Origin of the sequence: Bradyrhizobium sp. NBAIM03, assembly GCF_020194055.1 — a bacterium.
Lineage (GTDB): Bacteria > Pseudomonadota > Alphaproteobacteria > Rhizobiales > Xanthobacteraceae > Bradyrhizobium > Bradyrhizobium yuanmingense.
The window spans coordinates 512504-532042 of the sequence record NZ_JADYVS010000001.1 but is presented as its reverse complement, the minus strand read 5'-3'; the positions used below and the strand labels follow the sequence as shown (position 1 = coordinate 532042).

General features: G+C 65.4%; 21 protein-coding genes. 15 read left to right on the top strand and 6 right to left on the bottom strand.

Annotated elements, in window-relative coordinates; all coding sequences use genetic code 11:
• The first annotated feature begins 21 nt into the window (after nucleotides 1-21).
• The 4 genes from I6F21_RS02420 to I6F21_RS02405 are packed head-to-tail and all read left to right on the top strand — an operon-like array spanning nucleotide 22 to nucleotide 4638.
• A complete protein-coding gene (locus tag I6F21_RS02420; RefSeq protein ID WP_036027466.1) occupies nucleotides 22-1179 on the top strand; it encodes an ABC transporter substrate-binding protein in 1158 nt (385 codons plus the stop codon).
• 53 nt (nucleotides 1180-1232) lie between these two features.
• On the top strand, nucleotides 1233-3056 hold the full coding sequence (locus I6F21_RS02415) for an ABC transporter permease (RefSeq protein ID WP_225182771.1): 1824 nt from the start codon (nucleotides 1233-1235) through the stop codon (nucleotides 3054-3056).
• Nucleotides 3056-3904: an ABC transporter ATP-binding protein gene (locus tag I6F21_RS02410; protein WP_225155249.1), complete on the top strand. Its 849-nt coding sequence runs from the start codon at nucleotides 3056-3058 to the stop codon at nucleotides 3902-3904. The genes I6F21_RS02415 and I6F21_RS02410 overlap by 1 nt, the downstream gene beginning before the upstream one ends.
• A complete protein-coding gene (locus tag I6F21_RS02405) occupies nucleotides 3901-4638 on the top strand; it encodes an ABC transporter ATP-binding protein (RefSeq protein WP_225182770.1) in 738 nt (245 codons plus the stop codon). Before I6F21_RS02410 ends, I6F21_RS02405 begins: the two co-directional genes overlap by 4 nt.
• A 3-nt stretch (nucleotides 4639-4641) precedes the next feature.
• Here the strand turns inward: I6F21_RS02405 and I6F21_RS02400 are convergent, their stop codons facing one another.
• Nucleotides 4642-6156, bottom strand: coding sequence for an ATP-binding protein (locus I6F21_RS02400; RefSeq protein ID WP_225182769.1), 1515 nt, complete (start codon nucleotides 6154-6156; stop codon nucleotides 4642-4644).
• Nucleotides 6157-6274: 118 nt separating this feature from the next.
• On the opposite strand from I6F21_RS02400, the gene I6F21_RS38765 reads away from it, so the two are divergent.
• Nucleotides 6275-6400, top strand: a complete 126-nt coding sequence (locus I6F21_RS38765) for a hypothetical protein (protein ID WP_276573616.1) — start codon at nucleotides 6275-6277, stop codon at nucleotides 6398-6400.
• On the top strand, nucleotides 6397-6981 hold the full coding sequence (locus I6F21_RS02395) for a LysE family transporter (protein ID WP_225182768.1): 585 nt from the start codon (nucleotides 6397-6399) through the stop codon (nucleotides 6979-6981). The genes I6F21_RS38765 and I6F21_RS02395 overlap by 4 nt, the downstream gene beginning before the upstream one ends.
• A gap of 27 nt (nucleotides 6982-7008) precedes the next feature.
• On the opposite strand, the gene I6F21_RS02390 is transcribed toward I6F21_RS02395, so the two are convergent.
• From I6F21_RS02390 to I6F21_RS02370, 5 genes are all read right to left on the bottom strand, one after another.
• A complete protein-coding gene (locus tag I6F21_RS02390; protein WP_036006955.1) occupies nucleotides 7009-8073 on the bottom strand; it encodes a 2-dehydropantoate 2-reductase N-terminal domain-containing protein in 1065 nt (354 codons plus the stop codon).
• Nucleotides 8074-9092: 1019 nt separating this feature from the next.
• Nucleotides 9093-9728 (bottom strand): MarR family transcriptional regulator, encoded by a 636-nt coding sequence (locus tag I6F21_RS02385; protein WP_057030112.1) that lies wholly within the window; start codon nucleotides 9726-9728, stop codon nucleotides 9093-9095.
• Nucleotides 9729-10543: 815 nt separating this feature from the next.
• Entirely contained in the window at nucleotides 10544-11869 is a 1326-nt protein-coding gene (gene fliI / locus I6F21_RS02380) for a flagellar protein export ATPase FliI (protein ID WP_225182767.1), read from the bottom strand.
• Between the two features lie 40 nt (nucleotides 11870-11909).
• The gene (gene flgF, locus I6F21_RS02375) at nucleotides 11910-12638 is read right to left on the bottom strand and encodes a flagellar basal-body rod protein FlgF (protein WP_225182766.1); all 729 of its coding nucleotides are present in this window, start codon (nucleotides 12636-12638) and stop codon (nucleotides 11910-11912) included.
• Nucleotides 12639-12641: 3 nt separating this feature from the next.
• Entirely contained in the window at nucleotides 12642-13430 is a 789-nt protein-coding gene (locus tag I6F21_RS02370; RefSeq protein WP_036006968.1) for a DUF1217 domain-containing protein, read from the bottom strand.
• Nucleotides 13431-13573: 143 nt separating this feature from the next.
• Here I6F21_RS02370 and motA point away from each other — a divergent pair, with 143 nt between their 5' ends.
• From motA to I6F21_RS02325, 9 genes are all read left to right on the top strand, one after another.
• On the top strand, nucleotides 13574-14470 hold the full coding sequence (motA, locus tag I6F21_RS02365) for a flagellar motor stator protein MotA (RefSeq protein WP_036006971.1): 897 nt from the start codon (nucleotides 13574-13576) through the stop codon (nucleotides 14468-14470).
• Complete coding sequence (locus I6F21_RS02360; protein ID WP_036006973.1) at nucleotides 14467-15408, top strand: FliM/FliN family flagellar motor switch protein; 942 nt, start codon at nucleotides 14467-14469, stop codon at nucleotides 15406-15408. Before motA ends, I6F21_RS02360 begins: the two co-directional genes overlap by 4 nt.
• Nucleotides 15389-15703, top strand: coding sequence for a hypothetical protein (locus I6F21_RS02355; RefSeq protein ID WP_036006976.1), 315 nt, complete (start codon nucleotides 15389-15391; stop codon nucleotides 15701-15703). The genes I6F21_RS02360 and I6F21_RS02355 overlap by 20 nt, the downstream gene beginning before the upstream one ends.
• 76 nt (nucleotides 15704-15779) lie before the next feature.
• Entirely contained in the window at nucleotides 15780-16154 is a 375-nt protein-coding gene (gene fliN, locus I6F21_RS02350) for a flagellar motor switch protein FliN (protein WP_036006979.1), read from the top strand.
• Nucleotides 16155-16156: 2 nt separating this feature from the next.
• Nucleotides 16157-17197 carry a flagellar motor switch protein FliG gene (locus I6F21_RS02345; protein WP_036027431.1) on the top strand — a complete coding sequence of 347 codons (1041 nt, stop codon included), beginning with the start codon at nucleotides 16157-16159 and terminating at the stop codon, nucleotides 17195-17197.
• 13 nt (nucleotides 17198-17210) lie between these two features.
• Nucleotides 17211-18296, top strand: a complete 1086-nt coding sequence (gene flhB, locus I6F21_RS02340; protein WP_036027429.1) for a flagellar biosynthesis protein FlhB — start codon at nucleotides 17211-17213, stop codon at nucleotides 18294-18296.
• A gap of 64 nt (nucleotides 18297-18360) precedes the next feature.
• A complete protein-coding gene (gene flgB, locus I6F21_RS02335; RefSeq protein ID WP_036027427.1) occupies nucleotides 18361-18762 on the top strand; it encodes a flagellar basal body rod protein FlgB in 402 nt (133 codons plus the stop codon).
• A gap of 11 nt (nucleotides 18763-18773) precedes the next feature.
• Entirely contained in the window at nucleotides 18774-19190 is a 417-nt protein-coding gene (flgC, locus tag I6F21_RS02330; protein ID WP_036006988.1) for a flagellar basal body rod protein FlgC, read from the top strand.
• Between the two features lie 2 nt (nucleotides 19191-19192).
• The gene (locus I6F21_RS02325) at nucleotides 19193-19522 is read left to right on the top strand and encodes a flagellar hook-basal body complex protein FliE (protein ID WP_036006990.1); all 330 of its coding nucleotides are present in this window, start codon (nucleotides 19193-19195) and stop codon (nucleotides 19520-19522) included.
• The last annotated feature ends 17 nt before the right edge of the window (nucleotides 19523-19539 follow it).

The window sequence follows — 19539 nt, the reverse complement described above, 5'->3', positions numbered from 1 at the left end:
ATTGAATGGATGGAGCCGTGAATGAGCAACATCGATCGCCGTACCCTGGTCAAAGGCTCGCTCGCCGCCATGATGGCGGGCACAGCCTTCTCGCGCGCCGCACTGGCGCAATCCGCCGAGCCGATCCTGCTCGGGGTCAGCGGCCCCCTCACGGGACCGAACGCGCAATATGGCGCGCAGTGGAAGCAGGGCTTTGATCTCGCGCTCGACGAGATTCACGCCGCCGGCGGCATCAACGGCCGCAAGCTCGCCTACCAGTTCGAGGACAGCCAGAGCGATCCGCGCCAGTCGGTCGCGATCGCCCAGAAATTCGTCTCCGATCCCCGCATCGTCATGGAGCTCGGCGATTTCTCCAGTCCCGCCTCGATGGCGGCCTCCCCGATCTATCAGCGCGGCGGCCTGGTGCAGTTCGGCTTCACCAATTCGCACCCCGACTTCACCAAGGGCGGTGACTTCATGTGGAGCACGTCCGTGAGCCAGGCCGACGAGCAGCCGCTACTGGCGTCCTACGCCGTCAGGCGGCTCGGCCTGAAGAAGCTTGCGGTGCTGCACCTCAACACCGATTGGGGCCGCACCAGCCGCGACCATTTCGTCAAGGCGGCCAAGGAATACGGCGCCGAGGTCGCGATCACCGAGGGCTACATCGCCGAGGAACGCGACTTCCGCTCCACCTTGGTGCGCGTGCGCGACGCCAGCCCGGACGGCCTGATCCTGATCTCCTATTATTCCGACGGCGCGCTGATCGCGCGCCAGGCCCGCCAGGTCGGCCTGAAGCAGACGATCTGCGCGGCCAGCTCGGTGTATTCGCCGAAATTCATCGAGCTCGGGGGCGAGGCGGTCGAGGACGTCCATCTCGGCACGCGCTATTTCCCGCAAGATCCGCGGCCCGAGGTGAGGAAGTTCATCGACGGCTTCAAGGCCAAGTACAACGGGCAGGAGCCCGACGCCTTCAATGCATACTCCTATGACGCGATGAACATGGCCGCTGCCGTGGTGAAGATCGGCGGCACCGACCGCCGCGCCATCCGCGATGCCTTCGCCAAGGTGAAGGACGTCTCCAGCGTCATCTTCGGTCAGGCCACGTTCGACGTCGAGAGCCGCCGCGTCAAGGGCGCCATGAACGCCGAACTCGTCGTGCGCAAGGGCCAGTTCGCGCTCTGGGACGGCAAGCCGACCTGATGTGATGGCCGAAGCGATCGCTCCGGCCGCTTCTCCCTGATTAGGAATGCTGCGTGTCCTCCTGGCTCGACCACACCATAAACGGGCTGATCGTCGGCAATGTCTACGCGCTCGTTGCAGTCGGGCTCGCGCTGATCTTCGGCGTCAGCCGGCTGATCAACTTCGCGCAAGGGTCGATCTATCTGGTCGGCGCCTATATCGGCTGGACCGCGGTGGTGCAGCTGCACACGCCGCTGCCTCTCACCATCATCGTGGTCGCCGTGGCCGCGGCGATCGTCGGTCTGATCATCGAGCGATTCGGTCTACGGCCGCTGCAAAACTCGGTGCGCATCGCGCCGCTGCTCGCGACCATCGGCATCAGCTTCGTGCTCGATCAACTGGTGATGCTGATCTTCTCGCCCAATCCGCGCGCGCTGCCGAGCCAGTTGCCCGATGTCCGCTTCCAGGTCGGTGGCGGGACGATCGGGCCGCTTGATCTGCTCATTGCCGGCGTCGGCCTCACCAGTGCGCTGCTGCTGTTCGTGTTCCTGCGTTACACCAAGCTCGGCTGGGCCGTGCGTGCCACGGCACAGGACCGCGACGCCGCCATGCAGATGGGCGTCGACGTCAACCGGGTCAATCAGGCCGTGTTCGGTATCGCGGCGGCGCTCGGCGGCGTCTCCGGCATGCTGGTCGGCATGTACTACAACCAGATCGACACGGCGATGAGCCTTCAGGCGACGCTCAAGGGCGTCGTCGCGGAAGTCGTCGGCGGCGCCGGCAACGTGCCGGGCGCGGTGATCGGTAGCCTGCTGCTCGGGCTGGTCGAGAGCTACGGCGTCGCCGTGCTCGGCACCAGCTACCGTAATTTGTTCGCGTTCCTGCTGCTCGTCGTCGTGCTCGTGCTGCGGCCGAACGGCCTGTTCGTCAGCGCACGGCAGGCGCCGCCCGAGCCGCTCACCGGCACGTTCATCGCGCCGAGCCGCCCGGTGAATATTCCGCGCTGGGCGCTGTTGGTCGCCGTTGCCGGCTTTGCGATTCTGCCGCTGTTTCCGGTATCCTTCTACGTACTCCAGACCCTGATCAACGCCTGGCTGCTCGGCATGCTCGCGCTCAGCCTGACGCTGGTTGCGGGCACGATGGGGCAGGTCTCGCTCGGGCATGCTGCGTTGCTTGCGATCGGCGCCTACACCTCCGTATTGCTGTCGCTGACGCTGGCCGTTCCGGCCGGACTTGCCGTCATCGGCGGTGGCCTGATGAGCGCCGCGCTCGGCACGCTCCTGATCTCGCCGTCATTCCGCCTGCGCGGGCATTACGTGTCGATCGCGACGCTTGCGATCGGCGAGATCGTGGCGCTGGTGATCCTGAACTGGGAGAGCGTGACGCGCGGCCCGATCGGCATCTCCGGCATTCCGCCGCTGGCTCTATTCGGCTATGACCTGATCAGCCCGACCTCGGTCTATTGGTTCGGCCTTGCGGTGATGGTCGTGCTGGCGCTGCTGCAGGGGCGGCTGCTCACCTCGCATCTCGGCCGCAGCTTTCGTGCCATCCGTGACGACGACATCGCCGCGCGCGCCTATGGCCTCAGCCTGAACCGCTACAAGTCGATCGCCTTCATCTTCGGCGGCTTCGCCGCTGGCGTCAGCGGCGGCATTGCCGCACATCTCTATTCCTACATCAACCACGAGACCTTCAACACGCAGCAATCCATTCTGGCGCTGACCGTCGTCATCCTCGGCGGCCTCGGCAACGTCGTCGGCGCCATCGTCGGGGCGGTGGCGCTGGTCGGCCTGCCCGAAGTGTTCCGGATCGCGGCGGAGTATCGCATCCTGATCTACGGCATCGTTCTCTTGCTGCTCGTGCGGTTCAGGCCGCAGGGCCTGTTGGGAACGGTCTGATGGAGAAGCAGCTTCACGCCATGCTGTCCCTGCGCGGCCTGACGCGCCGTTTCGGTGGCCTCACCGCGGTCGATACGATCGACCTCGATCTTGCCAAGGGCGAATTGATCAGCATCATCGGCCCGAACGGCGCCGGCAAGACGACGCTGTTCAATCTCGTCACCGGGCTGGACCGGCCCGATGCCGGCACCGTCAGCTTCGAAGGGCAGGACATCACCGGCCTGTCGCCGGAGCGGCTCGCGGCCGAAGGCATCGCGCGCACCTTCCAGCTCGGCCGCGTGTTCGGCAATCTCAGCGTCATGGACAATGTCCTGATCGGCGCGCACACGCGGCTGCGCGCCGTGAAGCCGGCCGTGCCGGTGATCGGTCCGCTGCTGGAATTGGGTCTGGCCTTGCTGCGTCCCTCGCGCGTCAGGGCCGAGGAGGAGCGGCTGCGCGAGGAGGTGAAGGCCATCCTCGCGCGTTTCGGCGAACGGCTGCTGCCGCGCATCGACCAGCCCGCCTACAGCCTCTCCTATGCCAACCGCCGGCGCGTCGAGATCGCCCGCGCGCTGGCGCTGAAGCCGCGGCTGCTGCTGCTCGACGAGCCCACCGCCGGCATGAACCCGACCGAGACCGCGGAGATGCAGGGACTCGTCGCCGAATTGAAAGCCGAAGGGCTAACGATCCTGCTGATCGAGCACAAGCTGGAGATGGTGATGCGCCTGTCCGACCGCGTCATCGTCATGGACGAGGGCAAGAAGATCGCGGAAGGGCCGGGCGAGCAGGTGCGAACCGATCCCAAGGTGATCGAGGCCTATCTCGGCCACGGACTGTCAGGGACGACTGAGCAGGAGAGCGCGGCATGACGAGCGCACCCGAAGCACTGCTGGCTTTGTCTGATGTCAACACCTTCTACGGTCAGGCCCAGGTGCATTTCGACCTGTCGATCACGGTCGCGCGCGGCCACATCGTCTGCCTGCTCGGCGGCAACGCGAGCGGCAAGTCGACCACGATGAAGATCATCTTAGGGCTGGTGAAGCCGCGCTCGGGCGAGGTGACGTTCGACGGCGCTTCGCTGATCGGGCTCACCACGCCGCAGGTCGTCCGCCGCGGTATCGCCTCGGTGCCGGAGGCGCGGCGGCTGTTCGCCGACATGAGCGTGCGCGAGAACATCCTGATGGGCGCCTTCGTGCGCAACGACCGCGACGCCATCGCGCAGGATCTCGACAGGATGCTGACGCTGTTCCCGAAGCTCGGCCAGCGGCTGTCGCAGCGCGCCGGCTCGCTGTCCGGCGGCGAGCAGCAGATGGTGGCGATGGCGCGCGCGCTGATGAGCCGCCCGCGCATGATCGTGATGGACGAGCCGACCATGGGCCTGTCGCCGCTTTATGTCGATCGCGTGCTGGAGCTGATCCGCAGCATCAACCAGGCGGGCGTCTCGGTTTTCATGGTCGAGCAGAACGCCAGCCTCGCGCTCGAGATCGCGCACGAGGCCTATGTGCTGCAGACCGGCAAGATCGTGCTGTCTGGCCCCGCGCGCGCACTGAAGGACGACCCCCGCATCCGCGACGCCTATCTCGGCGGCTCCGAGGCGGCCTGACGCTCAGGCCGACGCCGCGCTTGCGACCTGCTCCGCCGGCTGATCATCGCCGTTGGGATCGCCCGGCGCGGTCGCCCAGGCGAGCTCCACCAGCGTCACGATCCGGCGGCCGCCGCCGTCGAGCTGGACGACGATCAGGCCCTGCTCCTCCATGTAACCGAGCAGGCGCTGCGCGCGGCGCAGCGAGTGCGAGCCGTAGGCGCGGGCGATCGCGGCATCGCCGGGGCAGGGCCAGCCTTCCTTCGCCGCGCGCGCGATCATCATGAACACGCCCTGCATGTCGTCGGGCAGGATCGAGGCGCGCAGCGCCACGTCCTGCCAGGCGTCGTCTTCAGTGAGATCCGTCCCGAGCCCGGCGCGCGCATGCGTCAGCATGCGCCGGAATTCGTTGAGATCGGGCACCGCCGCCCCTAAGCCCTCGATGCGGCAGCGGACCACGAACTCCTGATAGAGCACGCCGATGGCGCGGAAGCCGGCGTCGGGCTCGGCCATCACGGCACGCAGCGTGCGATCCACGCGCTCGCGCCGCTCGGCGAGCTCTTCGGCACTGACGGGAGCCTCGACCACCTCTAGCCGAATCTCCGGCACCGCGGCGGCCTTCGCCGCGCGAAGCTGCTCGAGCAGATCCGGAGCCGGCCGTCGCTGCGGCCGGCTGGCATCGGGCGGCGGTGCGGCGAGGATGACCGCGCGGGCATCTTCAAGCGTGGCTTCCGGCAGCGGCATCAGCCGCGGCGTCGAATTGCGCGGGCTGGTCTCGGTCGGGCCGATGTTGAGGCGCAGCGGCCGGCGCGACAGCGCAGGTCCCAGTGCCATGAACTGGCCGCGCTCGAGATCGCGGAAGGCTTCCGCCTGCCGCCGCTCCATGCCGAGCAGGTCGGCGGCGCGCGCCATGTCGATGTCGAGGAAGGTGCGGCCCATCAGGAAGTTCGAGGCTTCGGCCGCAACGTTCTTGGCGAGCTTGGCCAGGCGCTGGGTCGCGATGATGCCGGCAAGCCCGCGCTTGCGGCCGCGGCACATCAGATTGGTCATGGCGCCGAGCGAGAGCTTGCGTGCTTCGTCCGAGACTTCGCCCGCCACCGCCGGCGCAAACAACTGCGCTTCGTCGACGACGACGAGCATCGGGTACCAATGATCGCGGTCGACGTCGAACATCCCGCCAAGGAACGCAGCCGCGCGCCGCATCTGGTTCTCGGCGTCGAGACCTTCGAGATTGAGCACGGTGGAGACGCGATGCAGCCGTGCGCGCTCGCCCGCGACCTGGAGGCCGCGCTCGGTGTGATCCTCGGCCTCGATCACCAGATGGCCGAAGCGCTCGGCCAGCGTGACGAAGTCGCCCTCGGGATCGATGATGGCCTGCTGCACCCAGGGGGCGCTCTGTTCCAGCAGCCGCCGCAAGAGATGCGACTTGCCGGAGCCCGAATTGCCCTGCACCAGGAGACGGGTCGCCAGCAGTTCCTCGAGGTCCATGGCGGCCGCGGCGCCTGCCGTGGTCTGCCCCATCTCGATCGCAACCGTCATGTCCCCGACTCAAAGTCCGTCATTCGCGGACAGCGGCTTATCAATCCAGCCGCGGCGCGTCGAGCGCTCCAGCGCCAATCAGGTGGTGTTGCCCACGCCAAAACCGGAAAGCTCCGCCGTGAGCGGCAGGAACCCGGTGCCGAACGGCGTCGGCTCGGGGAAGATGGTGCAGACCGCCATCGCTCGGCCCGAAATGACGCAGATCAAGATCGACCGGCCCGAGACCTGCTATCCGGCCGTATGACCTTTCTGACCTTCTTCACGGCGACCTATTTCCTGCTGGCGGTGCCGGGGCCGACCAACACGCTGTTGGCGACATCGGGGGCCGGAGCGGGCATCTCGCGCTCCCTTCATCTGCTTGCGGCGGAACTGTGCGGCTATCTGTTGGCGATCGCGGTGCTGCGGCTGGCGCTCGGTCCAATCATCAGCGACATCCCGATTGCGGCGCTGCTGCTCCGCGTCGCCGTGACCATCTACATCCTGTGCCTCGCGGTCATGCTCTGGCGCGTCAATACGCGCGAGCTGCGCGGCGGCGCTGCGGTGACGTTCGGCCAGGTGCTGCTGACGACGCTGCTCAACCCGAAAGCACTGGTCTTCGCGTTCCTGCTGCTGCCGCTTGGGCCCGGGCCGCTCGAACTGCTGCCGTGGCTCGGCGTGATCGCGCTGCAGATTCTCACCGCCGGCGCCGCGTGGATCATTCTCGGCGCAACGCTCGGACGCGGCGCCCGTCGCCTCGGGCGCCCTGACCTCGTCACACGCACCGGCGCAGTCACGCTGGTCGCGGTGACCGGGCTGATCTGGCTGCAATCCTTCCTGGTTGCCTGAGCGCCGGCATTGCCGGGGCGCGCCGCGCTACTGCGCGCCGGAGCCGCCCTGCACGATCTTCTCGTTCAGTTTCTGGTCCACGGTGTCGACGGTGCGGTCGATCTCGGCGTTGGGCACGCCGAGCTGATGCGAGATCAGCTTCACCAGCAGGTCGACGCGTTCGATGAAGGGCGCACCGCTCGCGACCGCGCGCGCCGCCGATGACGGCTTGAGCAGGCTCTCCGCGGCCTTGGCGTACTTCGCGAACGGCACCTGGTCCTGCGGATCGGCGCCGAGGCGGCGGGCGATCGCATCGACATGGTCGTAGATCGTCTGCGAACGATTGAGATCGCCGTGCACGGCGTCGCGGATCGACTGCGGCTCGTTCGGCGTGATGCAGCGGTAATTGCCGGTCAGCAGCATCGACCATTTCGCCAGCGGCACGAACAGGGAATCGAACACTTTCAGCTTCACCGGCACGTCGTGGCCGTCGAGCGTCACCGCGTCGATGTCGGCCTCCAGCTCGCGCAGCAGCTTGTTGTGCTTCTCGTCGGCGAAGACCGACGCCTTGAAGTTGGTGGGCAGGCCGACATGCAGCACGTTGGCGGCCTCTTCCGGCGGCCGGAAGGCCTGCGGGTCGGGCGAGCACAGCGTCACCAGCCCGGGCTCAAACCGCTCCCACACCTGCGCATTGGTGTAGGCCTCCTCGAGATCCATGTCGGCGAGTGCCGGAATCCGCTTCAGGTAGGGCAGGGGCGGCATGTTCATGATCGACAGGCACGGCAGCTTCGCCGCGGCAATCTTGACCATGAGGACGCGCACCGTGTGGTTGGTGTATTGCGGCTCCTGCATCGCGAGGCCGACCAGATCGTAGCGGGAGAGGTCGACATTGGCCGGCGTCACCGCGTCGAGCTTGCCAGGGAGGTTGCGGGAGAAGATCGCCCGGTGCACCGCCTCGTCGCGTAGCTTAATGCGCACCTCGGTACCGTCGCGGTTGATCAGCTCCGCAGTCTTTGCGCGGCAGACCAGGGTCACGTTGTGCCCGGCCATCAGCAGCTTCGTGCCCAGCAGGGAGCCGTAAGAAGCCCCAAGAATCAATATGTTGCGCGCCATGCTCGTCCCCTGGAAATCTGTGTGATTTTTCCGGCCCCGGCCGTTCCGCGGGGCAGTTGAGGGCATGTAAAGCGAAGCGCAGGGGAATGGCAACTGGGATAATGCATACAAGGGTGCGTCTGGTCCCCGCGGGTTCGAGGGCCAGCCTGGCGGTGTGTTTCGGTCTCGTGTCAACCCAGTGAAGCAAAGATATTCTTCTTTACCGAAATTCGGATTTGTCGTATGTGTCGGTCATCCCGGCTCAATCTCGAGGGGCGATCATGAGGTCGTCATTGTCGCGAGCCGGGCTTGCGGTGGACGCGGCAGCGTCGGGCGCGAAAGGTGCGGGCAGGGAGGGTAGTCCCCGGTGAGCTCGCGGCCGCGCGCGGACGAGCGGCGCTGCTAGGTTTCGTCTCGTCTGTAAGTTTCCGGCGCTGTCGACGGTGTCAGGGAATACTGCGGGCGAAATGGCGGGCCGTGCGTACGGCAAAACCGTGTGGTCCTGGCCGTCGTTGCTACGGTCAAGCTCTCGCGAATGCGGCATTGGCGTCAACCGGCGCGGTGCCGGCGACTTTCGCGGGAGCGAGGGAGGCCAGAGGGAACTCGGCTCCCGGGAGAGCGCGGCATAAGCCGTCCGACCATCGCGCAGGGAAGGCCGTGTGTTGGGCTTCACCTGTATGCTGCTGTGCGGTTCTTCCTGCGTGTGCTCTAGCGCAGCGGACCGCGGGTGCCGCCGGCACCCGGCCTTCCCTGCGCCCTCTTGCCGATGAGGGCGGCGAGACGAAGCAAAGCTCGGGCGAAGCAGCCGCGAGGCCGAGTACGCACGTCTGCGTCACACATTCGCTGTCATCGCCCGGCTTGACCGGGCGATCCAGTACTCCGAGACGCCTGTGATTGAATCGAGAGGCCGCGGCGTACTGGATTCCTCGCCTTCGCGGGGAATGACAGCCGTCACTCGGAGAGCGAGCTATCGCCTCATACTCCGTCATTGCTTCGCTTCGCTCGCAATGACGTTGATGGAGCGCCGCTTCTTGGCGGCCTCAGCCCTGGCTCGCCATGCGCTCGCGGTCGAGATGCTGCTCGATCTTGGGGCGGTCACGCGTGCGCTCGAAGCTGGTGCAGAGCAGCTCGGTCTCCTCGAGCGAGATCGGAGCACGATAGAGCCGGCACATGAATTCGGCGTTTCCACGCCCCTTGCCGGTGCCCGGCCCGCGCTCTGCGAGAAACATGCAGTCCCGGCAGATGCTCGCTTCGAGCCGCTGATGGGCAGCATCGAGGTGATTGAGGATCTCGCGGAGAGAGTCGCGCAGCCTGATGCACTCCTCGGTCCCGAGCGACGTCACCGCGTTGACCACGTGATTGATCGGGTCGTGCTGGCTCAGGCACTTCTCACCTTGGGACGTGACGTGCAGGACGACGGAACGCTTGTCCTCATGCGACGGCTTTCGCACCAGGAACGACTTGCTCTCCAGAGTCTTCACGATCTGCGACGCCGTCGCGCGTGTGGCGCCGATGAAGCCGGCCAGTGCGGACGGCGTGCGCGAAAACCTGTTGGCGCGCCCGAGAAAGCGCAGCGCCATCCATTCCCGATCGCGCAATCCATGCTGATTGCCTTCGAAATACCAAGCCCGCGCCGCCTGAACCAGCAGCTCGACGGCTTCCCGCGCCAATGGCATGAATCTACCTCGTCCCCGGAACTTCGTCTGCGGCGTCCCGAAGCCGCTTTGCGCCCTGAGTGTCAGACGAGCATGCCCTGTCGAACTCTCGCACAATGGCGCGGATCGCACCGCGCCCGACCTCGGCCGATGAGCGTCGCATCGTCCGCAGCGAGAAGCCGTATCGCTGATGGCATGCCAACGGCGTGGTCGTCGCGCGGGAGCTCGGGTTGCCGTCGCCGGCAAACGGTGGATCGGAGTAGCTCAACCGGAGCCCCCAAAGTTCAAGTCACAAGCAGACGTTTCTTATACTCAACCAAAACGATGGATGAGCTTCTCAACAAAATCAAGTAGAGACCCTCTCACAGGCTGGATGTCGTCGCAGGCGAATGTAACGTTCAAGGGCAATCTCGTTGTTCGCAACACATGATGGTGAACGCAATACATGGCACGGCGAGTAATATGCACTCGATATTGTGAGAGTTTGATTGCACGCGCGTTGTTGTCTTGCGTTGATGCAAACTGATCGAAGCTTGTGCATCACGATGACGTTTGGCGGCACGTCATCCACAACTTGTGCGTTCTGCCGCGGAATCGTCGAGGGAACTCATTGGAATTGCACGCGGCGGTTGTTCCCGTCGTGCTTGCAGAATAGACTCTTCGATCGCTTGCACAGCGCTTGCCAGCTCGTGCACATCCGAACGGCGAATTCGCTCACGACCAAAATGGGTGAGCCGGTGTGCACGCGCATGCGCTGGAAGCGTAGCGACATGCGCAATCTCTTGTCGAAAACCACGGGCAGGGCGGACGGCAGGCGCCTCACCCCTCTCCACCCGTCAGTCGCCCTTGAGCATGTCCCGAAGCTCGCGGAACGGATCGGCGCTCGGCGGGGCCGATGCGCCCTGTCGCATCGCGTTGTAGATTCGCGGAACCATCTCGACCGCCTGGTCGAGGCCCGAATCACGTCCCGGCTGATAGCCGCCCATCAGGCGAAGGTCGCGCGTGTCCTCGTATTTCGCGATCATGGCGCGCAGCTTGCTCACCAATTCGCGCTCCTCGGGGTCCCAGACGTTGTGGGCGAGGCGGGAGACCGAGGCCAGAACATCGACGGCCGGATAGCGTGCCTGATCGGCGATGTGCCTGGAGAGCACAATGTGCCCATCCAGCGTGCCGCGGATGGTGTCGGCGATCGGCTCGTTGTGATCGTCGCCGTCGACCAGCACGGAGAAGATCCCGGTGATGGTGCCGGAACCCTCCTCACCGGGGCCGGCGCGCTCGAGCAGGCGCGGCAGATCGGTGAAGACCGTCGGCGCGTAGCCGCGCGCCACCGCGGGCTCGCCGGCGGCGAGCGCGACCTCGCGGGCGGCGTGGGCAAAACGGGTGATCGAATCCACCATCAGCAGGACCGATTCGCCGCGGTCGCGGAAATATTCGGCGACTGCCATCGCCGTCTTCGGCGCCAGTCGCCGCATCATCGGGCTTTCGTCGCCCGTCGACACGATTGTGACAGCGCGATGACGGTCGTTGCCGAGCACGTCCTCGATGAACTCGCGCACCTCGCGGCCGCGCTCGCCGACCAGGGCCAGCACGACCGTATCGAAGCCCTGGCTGCGGGCGAGCATCGCGAGCAGCGTCGATTTGCCGACGCCCGATCCGGCAAAGATGCCGACGCGCTGGCCGGCGCAGACCGGCGCGAACAGGTCGATGACGCGTACGCCGGTGCGCAGCGGCTTGTGCACGCGCGCACGCTTCATGGCCGACGGCGCCTCCGCCTCCGTCGAGACCGCCTGCGACCCTTGCGTGAGCGGCCCCTGTCCGCCCAGCGGCGCGCCGAGGGCGTTGATGACGCGGCCCTTCCAGCTCGGATCGGGCGCGAAGGACAGCGGCGGCATCCGGTAGGCCGCCGAGCCGAGCCCGCCGCCAAATTGCCGGTCGAACGGCTTGGCGATGATGCCGTCGCTGTCGATCCGCACCACCTCGCCGATCTGGCGCTTACCGCCGCAATCGACGCCGATGAGCTCGCCGAGCCTGACGAAGCGCGACAGGCCGGAGACGCGGAAATGCGTCGGCGCGATCTCGGAGATCGCGCCACTGACGCTTGCCAGGGGAGTGCTCTGCTGAAGCTCCAGCAGCGCCCACTCGAGTTGCCGAAGAGCGTTCAAGGAAACCGTCCAACCTCATCCTGCGCGCTTGGCGCGCAATCTACTTGCCGGGTTCGCCGAGGGTCCGGATCGCGTTCTGCAGCGAGCTCTCGGTGCCCTCGATCATCGAGTTGGTGCCATCGAAAGCGCGCGATGCCGAGATCAGCCGCGTCAGTTCGAGCATCGGATTGGCGCCGGAGCCTTCGACATAGCCCTGCTTGAAGCCGTCCCGGGAGAAGTCCGCGATGGCGGTCGCTGGCCGGTCGGGCGTCACGCCGGAATTGCCATAGCGTTCGAGATTGGCGTCGGCCGGAATGCTGAACAGGCCGATGGTGCCGATCTCGTTGTTGTCCTGGATGATCGCGCCGCTGCGCGCGATCGAGATCGGTCCGCCGTTCGGGTCGAGCGTGATCTGCGCGCCGCCGGAATCGACGATCGGAAAGCCGCTCACGGTCTGAAGATCGCCGTTGGTGGCGATCTGGAGCCGGCCGTCGCGCGTGTAGACCGTGCCGTTCGGACCGGCGAAGGCGATCCAGCCCTGGCCGACCACGGCGACGTCCAGCGGGTTGCCGCTCTCGGTAATGTTGCCCATCTCGCGCGAGATGACGTTGTCGCCGGGCGAGGAGAACGCCACCGGCGTCGGACCGGCCTTCGACAGCACGGTCTCGAACTTCACCACGTCGGTGCGGAACGCGGCCGTGTTGACGTTGGCGACGTTGTTGGCGATCGTCTGGAGGCGCTTTTCGAGGGCGACCTGCGCCGACAATCCCACATAGAGAGCCGATTGCATGACTTACCTGTTGAACTTGATGTTCTGAAGCGTCGTGAGCACGTTGGTATCCATGCTGACCGACGTCGCGGCGCCGGCGATCAGGACCAGCGCGGGATTGGTCGAGCTGTCGTTCCGGGCCTGGGTCGCATCCCACATCGCCGCAAAGCGCTGCACGAACTTGGTCACCTTGGCCGGATCCTGGAAGTCGGTGAGCTTGATCTTGTCCGCGATCATCTTGGCCTGGGCGTCGATGTTCGCCGCGCTGATCGTCGAAGGCAGGCCGAGCGCGGTCTGCACCACCTGCGTCAGCGCCTTGTCGGCCAGGATCTGGTAGGCGGTCGTGATCGTGGAAGCCTTGCGGGTGAAATACAGCGCCAAACGCAGGCCTTCGTTCTGATCGCCGGCCTTCTCCTCCATCGTCTGCGTGACGTACTGGGTCGCGGTGCCGGTCGTGGCCGCGGCGGTCTGGGTCGCCTTGTCGCCGAGTGCGGCGAAATTGAAGGCGGTCGCGAATTGCCGGTAGCGGGTGTCGGTCAGCTTGTTGGCGAAGGCGTCCTTGCTCGTGACCCCCTCGGTCAGCACCTTGCGCATGAACGCCTTGGCGTAGGTCATGTCGCTGAGGCCATAGGCCTTCATCGCATAGGAATAGAGACGATAGTCCTTCAGGAAATCGTCGATGGTCTTCACTTTGCCGATATGGCCGAGGAAATAGTCGGTGTCGCGGCTGACGTCCGGCTGCTTCGCGACCTGCGTCAGCGACTTGCCCATGTCTTTGGTCAGCCTGGTGTAGTCCGCGATGGTGGATAGCATGACACGCGCCCCTCCGGCCGCAGGTCGCGACCCCGCTTCAAGCTGCCGCCAATTGCTTGCGCGGGGCTGGCGACCTCGAAGCCAGCTTCGCGCAAGCGTCGCCGACTAGGTATTCCAGGTGGGATCGGCGATGGAGCGGCGCGTTGGGCAGTTTCGTGGGGATTTTCATCACGGTAGCGGCGCTGCTCGGCGGCTTTGCCGCCATGGGCGGGCACCTGGCCGTGCTCATGCAGCCGTGGGAGTTCGTGATCATCATGGGAACCGCGGTCGGCACCTTTATCGTGGCCAATCCATGGAAGACGGTGGTGGACACGGGCGTCGCCTGCATGCAGGCCATCACCGGCGCGGTGCCCGGCCAGCGCTACTACCTTGACCTGCTCGGCGCGCTCCACGCTCTGATGCGCGAGCTGCGTGGCAAGGGGCGCAACGAAGTCGAGGCGCATATCGACGATCCCGCCTCCTCCGAAATCTTCAAGGCGTTCCCCAGCGTGCTCGGAGATCCCTCGCTGCTCCAGTTCATCTGCGACTATGTCCGCCTGATAATCATGGGCAATGCGCGCACGCACGAGATCGAGGCGCTGATGGACGAGGAGATCCATACCATCGTGAAAGGCAAGCTGGCGCCCTATCATGCGCTGGTGACGGTGTCCGAGGCGCTGCCGGCGCTCGGCATCGTCGCCGCCGTGCTTGGCGTCATCAAGGCGATGGGCGCGCTCGACCAGTCGCCGAAGCTATTGGGCGGCTTTATCGGTGCAGCCCTGGTAGGCACCTTCGCAGGCATCTTCCTGTCCTATGGCGTGCTTTCGCCCTTCGCGATCAAGATCAAGATGACGCGCGAGAAGAAGTGTCGGCCCTACATCATCGTCAAGCAGACGCTGCTGGCATTCATGAACGGTGCCATGCCGCAGATCGCCGTCGAGCACGGCCGCAAGATGATCTCCAGCAGCGAGCGTCCCTCGATCGACGTCGTCGAAAACGAGACGATCGCAGGTCCCAAGCCCGTCGCTGCCGACGCTGAACCCAAGGCGGCGCGCGCATGATGATGGAAGACGCAGAAGTCGACCAGCGCAAGCAGCTGCCGAACTACCTGCTGGACGCTGCTGGCATATCGATCGAGCGTATGCCGATGCTCAATGTGATCTTCGATCGCATGGCGGCATCGTGCACCGACAGCCTGCAGCCGATGGCCGGAACGCCCTGCTATTTCTCGGTCAACGGCATCACCAACGATCCGCTCGGCGACATCATCAAGGACTACGAGGGCAACGCGGTCGCGGCCGTGCTCTATGCCGAGCAGTGGGATTCGCGCGTCATTATCATGCTCGACCGCGACTTCGTATTCACGATGGTCGAGGCGATGTTCGGCTCTGACGGAGCGGAACCGCCGCTTGACGTCGAACGGACGTTCTCGAACATTGAGATACGGCTGGTCCAGGCGCTGTTCGAGCGGTTCGCCAAGGCGCTGCAAGGCGCCTTCGCCGGAACGTCCAACGTCACCTTCCGCGTCGAGCGTGTCGAGACCGCGATGGCGTCGCTGGCGATCGGACGCGCCAGCAACATGTCGATCTGCGCGAACATGATGGTGCAGGCACTCTACCGCGGCGGTCAGATGTTCCTGATCATTCCGCACTCCGCGCTCAACCCGCTGCGTCAAAAGCTCGCTCACGTGGTCGTCAGCGACGGTCGCGCCGCCGACCCACGCTGGCGCGAACAGATGGAAAGCGAGGTGCAGCGGACCGAGGTGACCCTCAGTGCCGTCCTCGACGAGAAGATGGTGACGCTCGGCGACGTCGTGAAGTTCGAGGTCGGGCAGGTGCTCGAGCTCGAGGCCACGCCGCGCACGCTGGCCCGTCTCGAAAGCAACAATCAGGTGTTGTTCTGGTGTCAGATCGGCCAGCTCGACGGCTATTACGCCATGCAGGTGGCAGATCCCGTCGATCAGAAGCGGGAGTTCGTCGATGATATCCTATCTCGTTGATATCGTGCTGCTGGTTGCGCTCGCCTTCACCAGCCTGCGGGTGACCAGGATGCATCGCGAGCTGGCGCGGCTGCGCAGCTATCAGGGCGAATTCTCAACCATCATGCACGAGACCGCGGGTGCCTTCGACACGGTCATCACCGCGGCGCACGATTCCACGGCGAATCTCGGACGCCTCGCCAACGTGCTGAGCACGAAGATCGATCAGGCTCACGAGGCGATCGCAGCGCTCGATGCGCGCAGCGGGCTCGCACCCGCGGCGACGGCCGCGACCGCCGAGCTGAACAAGCACTGAATGCCGGCACCGGCAGAGCAATACGGCCGGAACGCCACGGCGCTCCGGCAGCGGAAGTACCAAGAGGCGATACCATATGGCGCAATCATTCGACTACGAGTCTGCACCTGCATCGGCTGAGACCGAGACGTCACCGCTGGAACGCCTGGCCGAGATCGCCCAGCGCACGGCCGAGGAGACCGGCAAGTTCGCCAATGTCGACGCCATCTTGCGCATTCCCGTCACCATGCAGGTGGTGCTGGGATCGGCGACCATTCCGGTGGCGAACCTGATGAAGCTCGGACGCGGCGCGGTGGTTCCGCTCGATCACCGGGTCGGGGAGCCCGTCGACGTCGTCGTCAACGGCCGCATCGTCGCCCGCGGCGAGGTGGTCGTCGTCGAAGAGGACAATTCCCGCTTCGGCGTCTCACTCACGGAGATCGTCGGACCGCTGGGGCAGGGTGATACCTGACCATGGCGGCACCGGTCGGCATCGCTCCCGTCAAGCAGCGAGGCGTTACCACGCTGGGCGGCACGGAAAAGGTCGCCGCGCTCCTGCTGGCCATGGGCCGGCAGGCGGCGGCGAGCGTGCTTCAGCAGTTCGAGCCGCAGGAGATCCGCATCGTCACCAAGGCGGCGGCGGAGCTGCGGCCGATCACCGCGCAGGAGCTCGAGGGGATCGTCGAGGAGTTCGCCCAGCAGTTCTCGATGGGCGCGAACATTCTCGGCACCCTCGGTGGCCTGGAAGCGGTGCTCGGCGACGTGCTTCCGGCCGATCAGGTTTCGGCGATCATGACGGACCTACTCGGCAATTCGAGCCGCTCTGTGTGGGACCGCGTCTCGTCGGTGTCGGAAAATTCGCTGGCCACCTACCTGTCCAAGGAGCATCCGCAGACCGCGGCGCTCATCCTGTCCAAAGTCAAGCCGTCCTGCGCCGCCAAGGTCATGAGCCAGCTGCCGTCGAGTCTGCGCAACGAGTTGATGCGGCGCGTGCTCAGCCTCAAGCCGATCGTTGATGACGCGATGAAGGTCCTCGAGAAGACGCTGCACGAAGATCTGACGCTGAATTTCGCCCGCAACCTCGGCGCCGACACCTACGCCCGCGTCGCCGACATCATCAACAAGATGGAGCGCGGCCACATCGAGGACATCCTGAAGAGCCTGTCGGAGAAGCGTCCGAAGTCGGCCGAGGTGCTAAAGGAGCTGTTGTTCACCTTCGACGACGTCATCAACCTGGCGCCGAAGGCGCGCACCATGATCTTCGACCAGGTTCCGACCGACCGCATCGTGGTCGCACTGAAGGGCACCGACAAGCATTTCCGCGAGGTGATCCTGTCCGCGGTCGCCTCGCGCGTCCGCCGCGTCGTCGAGGCCGAGCTCGCGATCGGCGAGCCGTCGAACCAGCGCGACGTGCTCGAGGCGCGCCGTGTGATCACCGACCTTGCACTCGACCTCGCGGAGAAGGGCGAAATCGAGCTCAACCCCGAGCAGGAGGATGGGCTGGTCTTCCGCTGACCGCTGAACGGGCATGGCAGAAACATCCGATCAGGAGAGCAAGACAGAAGAGCCGACCGAGAAGAAAGTCCGCGATGCGCTCGAACAGGGCAAGATTCCGGTCTCTCGGGAGGCCTCCATTTTCGCCTCGATGGCCGCGCTGATGGTGATCCAGGCATTCCTGATCGGCCAGGGCGTGCAGCAATTGACGCCGACGCTGAAGAGCCTGCTCGACGATCCCGAGGGCTTCCCGCTCTCGACCGGTGCGGACGCGCAGAACCTGCTCACCGTGGTCGGCCTGCAGGCGCTGCGGTTCCTGGTGCCCTTGGTGGTCATCCTGGTGGTGTTCGGGCTCGCGGCCTCGCTGCTGCAGAACGCGCCGCGCCTGGTGCTCGAGCGGATCAAGCCTGACATGTCGCGAATCTCTCCAGTCAGCGGCTGGAAGCGGTTGTTCGGGACGCAGGGCCTGATCGAGTTCGCCAAGTCGTTGTTCAAGCTCGCCGCGGTGACCGCCGTGGTCGCCTTCGTGCTGCGCGCGTCCGAAGCGAGGGCGTTCGAGGCCATGTACACCGACCCGGTCGCGCTGCCGGAGATGATCCTCAACATCGCGATGCGCATCGTCTCGGCGATCTGCATCGCCACCATCGTGCTGGTGGCGATCGATCTCGCCTGGGCGCGCTTCCACTGGCGGCGCGAGCTGCGCATGACCAAGCAGGAGATCAAGGACGAGCACAAGCAGGCGGAAGGCGATCCCCTGATCAAGGCGCGCTTGCGCTCGCTGGCGCGCGACCGGTCGCGCCAACGCATGATCGCCTCGGCCTCGCGCGCGACGCTGGTGATTGCCAATCCGACGCACTTCGCGATCGCGCTGCGCTACAAGCGCGAGGAAAACGCCGCGCCGCTGGTCGTGGCCAAGGGCATGGACGTGATCGCGCTGAAGATCCGCGAGATTGCCGAGCAGAACCGAATCCCCGTCATCGAAAACAAGGCGCTGGCGCGCGCGCTCTACGAGGCAGTCCAGGTCGATCAGGTGATTCCGGCGGAATTCTTCCGGCCCGTTGCCGAGATCATCTACTTCCTCCAATCCAAGCAGGCGCCGCGGCCCGAGAACGTTCGATAGATTTCCGAGGATGGTGCTTCGCGCAACAGCTTGACGAAAGCTTAACGCCCTAGGCTCGTCCCGAATGGATCAGAATGGGGCCGTCGTGGGACCGCTTTTTCTCTTCGAACTCGCATCGTCGCAGGCGCGCTATCTCGAGCTGCGTCAGTCGACCATCGCCACCAACGTCGCCAACGCCAACACGCCGGGCTTTCGGGCGCGCGACGTCGAGCCGTTCAACAAGGTGCTCGATGGCATGCCGGTGAGGCTTGCGACGACGTCGCCTTCGCACATGCAATTGGCCGCAGCCGAGACCGACACGCGGGCGACCGCGAAGAAGGACAGCTGGGAAGTGGTTCACTCCGGCAACTCCGTCAGCCTCGAGCAGGAAATGATCAAGGGCAGCGACGTCAATCGCGACTATTCGATGAACGCGGCGATCGTGCGGTCGTTTCACCGCATGGTGCTGTCGAGTGCAAAGGCCTGAGGTGAATTGACATGCTGGACTCATTGAGCGCCTCGCTGACGGTCGCAAGCTCCGGGCTCGAAGCGCAGTCGACGCGCATGCGCATCGTCTCGGAAAACCTCGCGAACGCCACCTCGACGGGGCGCGCCGCCGGCGCCGATCCGTATCAGCGCAAGACCATCACCTTCGATGCGGCGATGGATCGCGCCTCGGGCGCACAGCTCGCGAAGGTCAAGGAGATCGGGGTCGACACCACGCCTTACCGGGTGGAGTACGATCCGGGGCATCCCGCCGCCGACAAGGCCGGCTACGTCAAGCTGCCGAACGTGAACATGATGATCGAGATGGCCGACATGCGGGAGGTCAACCGCTCCTATGAGGCCAATCTCCAGGTCGTGAAGCAGGTGAGGTCCATGCTCGGCATGACCATCGATCTCTTGAGGAGCTGACCATGCTTGAGGCGATTTCATCCACCGCGATTTCCGCAGGGCAAGCCGCGAGCCGTGCGACCGAGACGCAGGCCGTCTCGCCGGCGGCGACCACCGCGATCCAGACCAGTGACGACGTCGGCTTCGAATCGGTGATGAAGCAGGTGACGTCGGATGCGATCGGGACGCTGAAGGCGGGCGAGGCGGCATCGATCTCTGCAATGCAGGGCAAGGAATCGACGCGCCGCGTCGTGGAAGCGCTGATGTCGGCCGAGCAGGCCCTGCAGACGGCGGTCGCGGTTCGCGACAAGGTCGTCCAGGCCTACCAGGAAGTCGTTCGGATGTCGATTTGATCTGAAGGAGTGGGACC

Bases quoted from the DNA above. Each gene is read 5' to 3' on its own strand.
- I6F21_RS02420 (WP_036027466.1), top strand. From the start codon at position 22: ATGAGCAACATCGATCGCCGTACCCTGGTCAAAGGCTCGCTCGCCGCC.
- I6F21_RS02410 (WP_225155249.1), top strand. From the start codon at position 3,056: ATGGAGAAGCAGCTTCACGCCATGCTGTCCCTGCGCGGCCTGACGCGC.
- I6F21_RS02405 (WP_225182770.1), top strand. From the start codon at position 3,901: ATGACGAGCGCACCCGAAGCACTGCTGGCTTTGTCTGATGTCAACACC.
- I6F21_RS02400 (WP_225182769.1), bottom strand. From the start codon at position 6,156: ATGACGGTTGCGATCGAGATGGGGCAGACCACGGCAGGCGCCGCGGCC.
- I6F21_RS02395 (WP_225182768.1), top strand. From the start codon at position 6,397: ATGACCTTTCTGACCTTCTTCACGGCGACCTATTTCCTGCTGGCGGTG.
- I6F21_RS02390 (WP_036006955.1), bottom strand. From the start codon at position 8,073: ATGGCGCGCAACATATTGATTCTTGGGGCTTCTTACGGCTCCCTGCTG.
- I6F21_RS02385 (WP_057030112.1), bottom strand. From the start codon at position 9,728: ATGCCATTGGCGCGGGAAGCCGTCGAGCTGCTGGTTCAGGCGGCGCGG.
- flgF (WP_225182766.1), bottom strand. From the start codon at position 12,638: ATGCAATCGGCTCTCTATGTGGGATTGTCGGCGCAGGTCGCCCTCGAA.
- I6F21_RS02370 (WP_036006968.1), bottom strand. From the start codon at position 13,430: ATGCTATCCACCATCGCGGACTACACCAGGCTGACCAAAGACATGGGC.
- I6F21_RS02360 (WP_036006973.1), top strand. From the start codon at position 14,467: ATGATGATGGAAGACGCAGAAGTCGACCAGCGCAAGCAGCTGCCGAAC.
- I6F21_RS02355 (WP_036006976.1), top strand. From the start codon at position 15,389: ATGATATCCTATCTCGTTGATATCGTGCTGCTGGTTGCGCTCGCCTTC.
- fliN (WP_036006979.1), top strand. From the start codon at position 15,780: ATGGCGCAATCATTCGACTACGAGTCTGCACCTGCATCGGCTGAGACC.
- I6F21_RS02345 (WP_036027431.1), top strand. From the start codon at position 16,157: ATGGCGGCACCGGTCGGCATCGCTCCCGTCAAGCAGCGAGGCGTTACC.
- flhB (WP_036027429.1), top strand. From the start codon at position 17,211: ATGGCAGAAACATCCGATCAGGAGAGCAAGACAGAAGAGCCGACCGAG.
- flgB (WP_036027427.1), top strand. From the start codon at position 18,361: ATGGATCAGAATGGGGCCGTCGTGGGACCGCTTTTTCTCTTCGAACTC.
- flgC (WP_036006988.1), top strand. From the start codon at position 18,774: ATGCTGGACTCATTGAGCGCCTCGCTGACGGTCGCAAGCTCCGGGCTC.
- I6F21_RS02325 (WP_036006990.1), top strand. From the start codon at position 19,193: ATGCTTGAGGCGATTTCATCCACCGCGATTTCCGCAGGGCAAGCCGCG.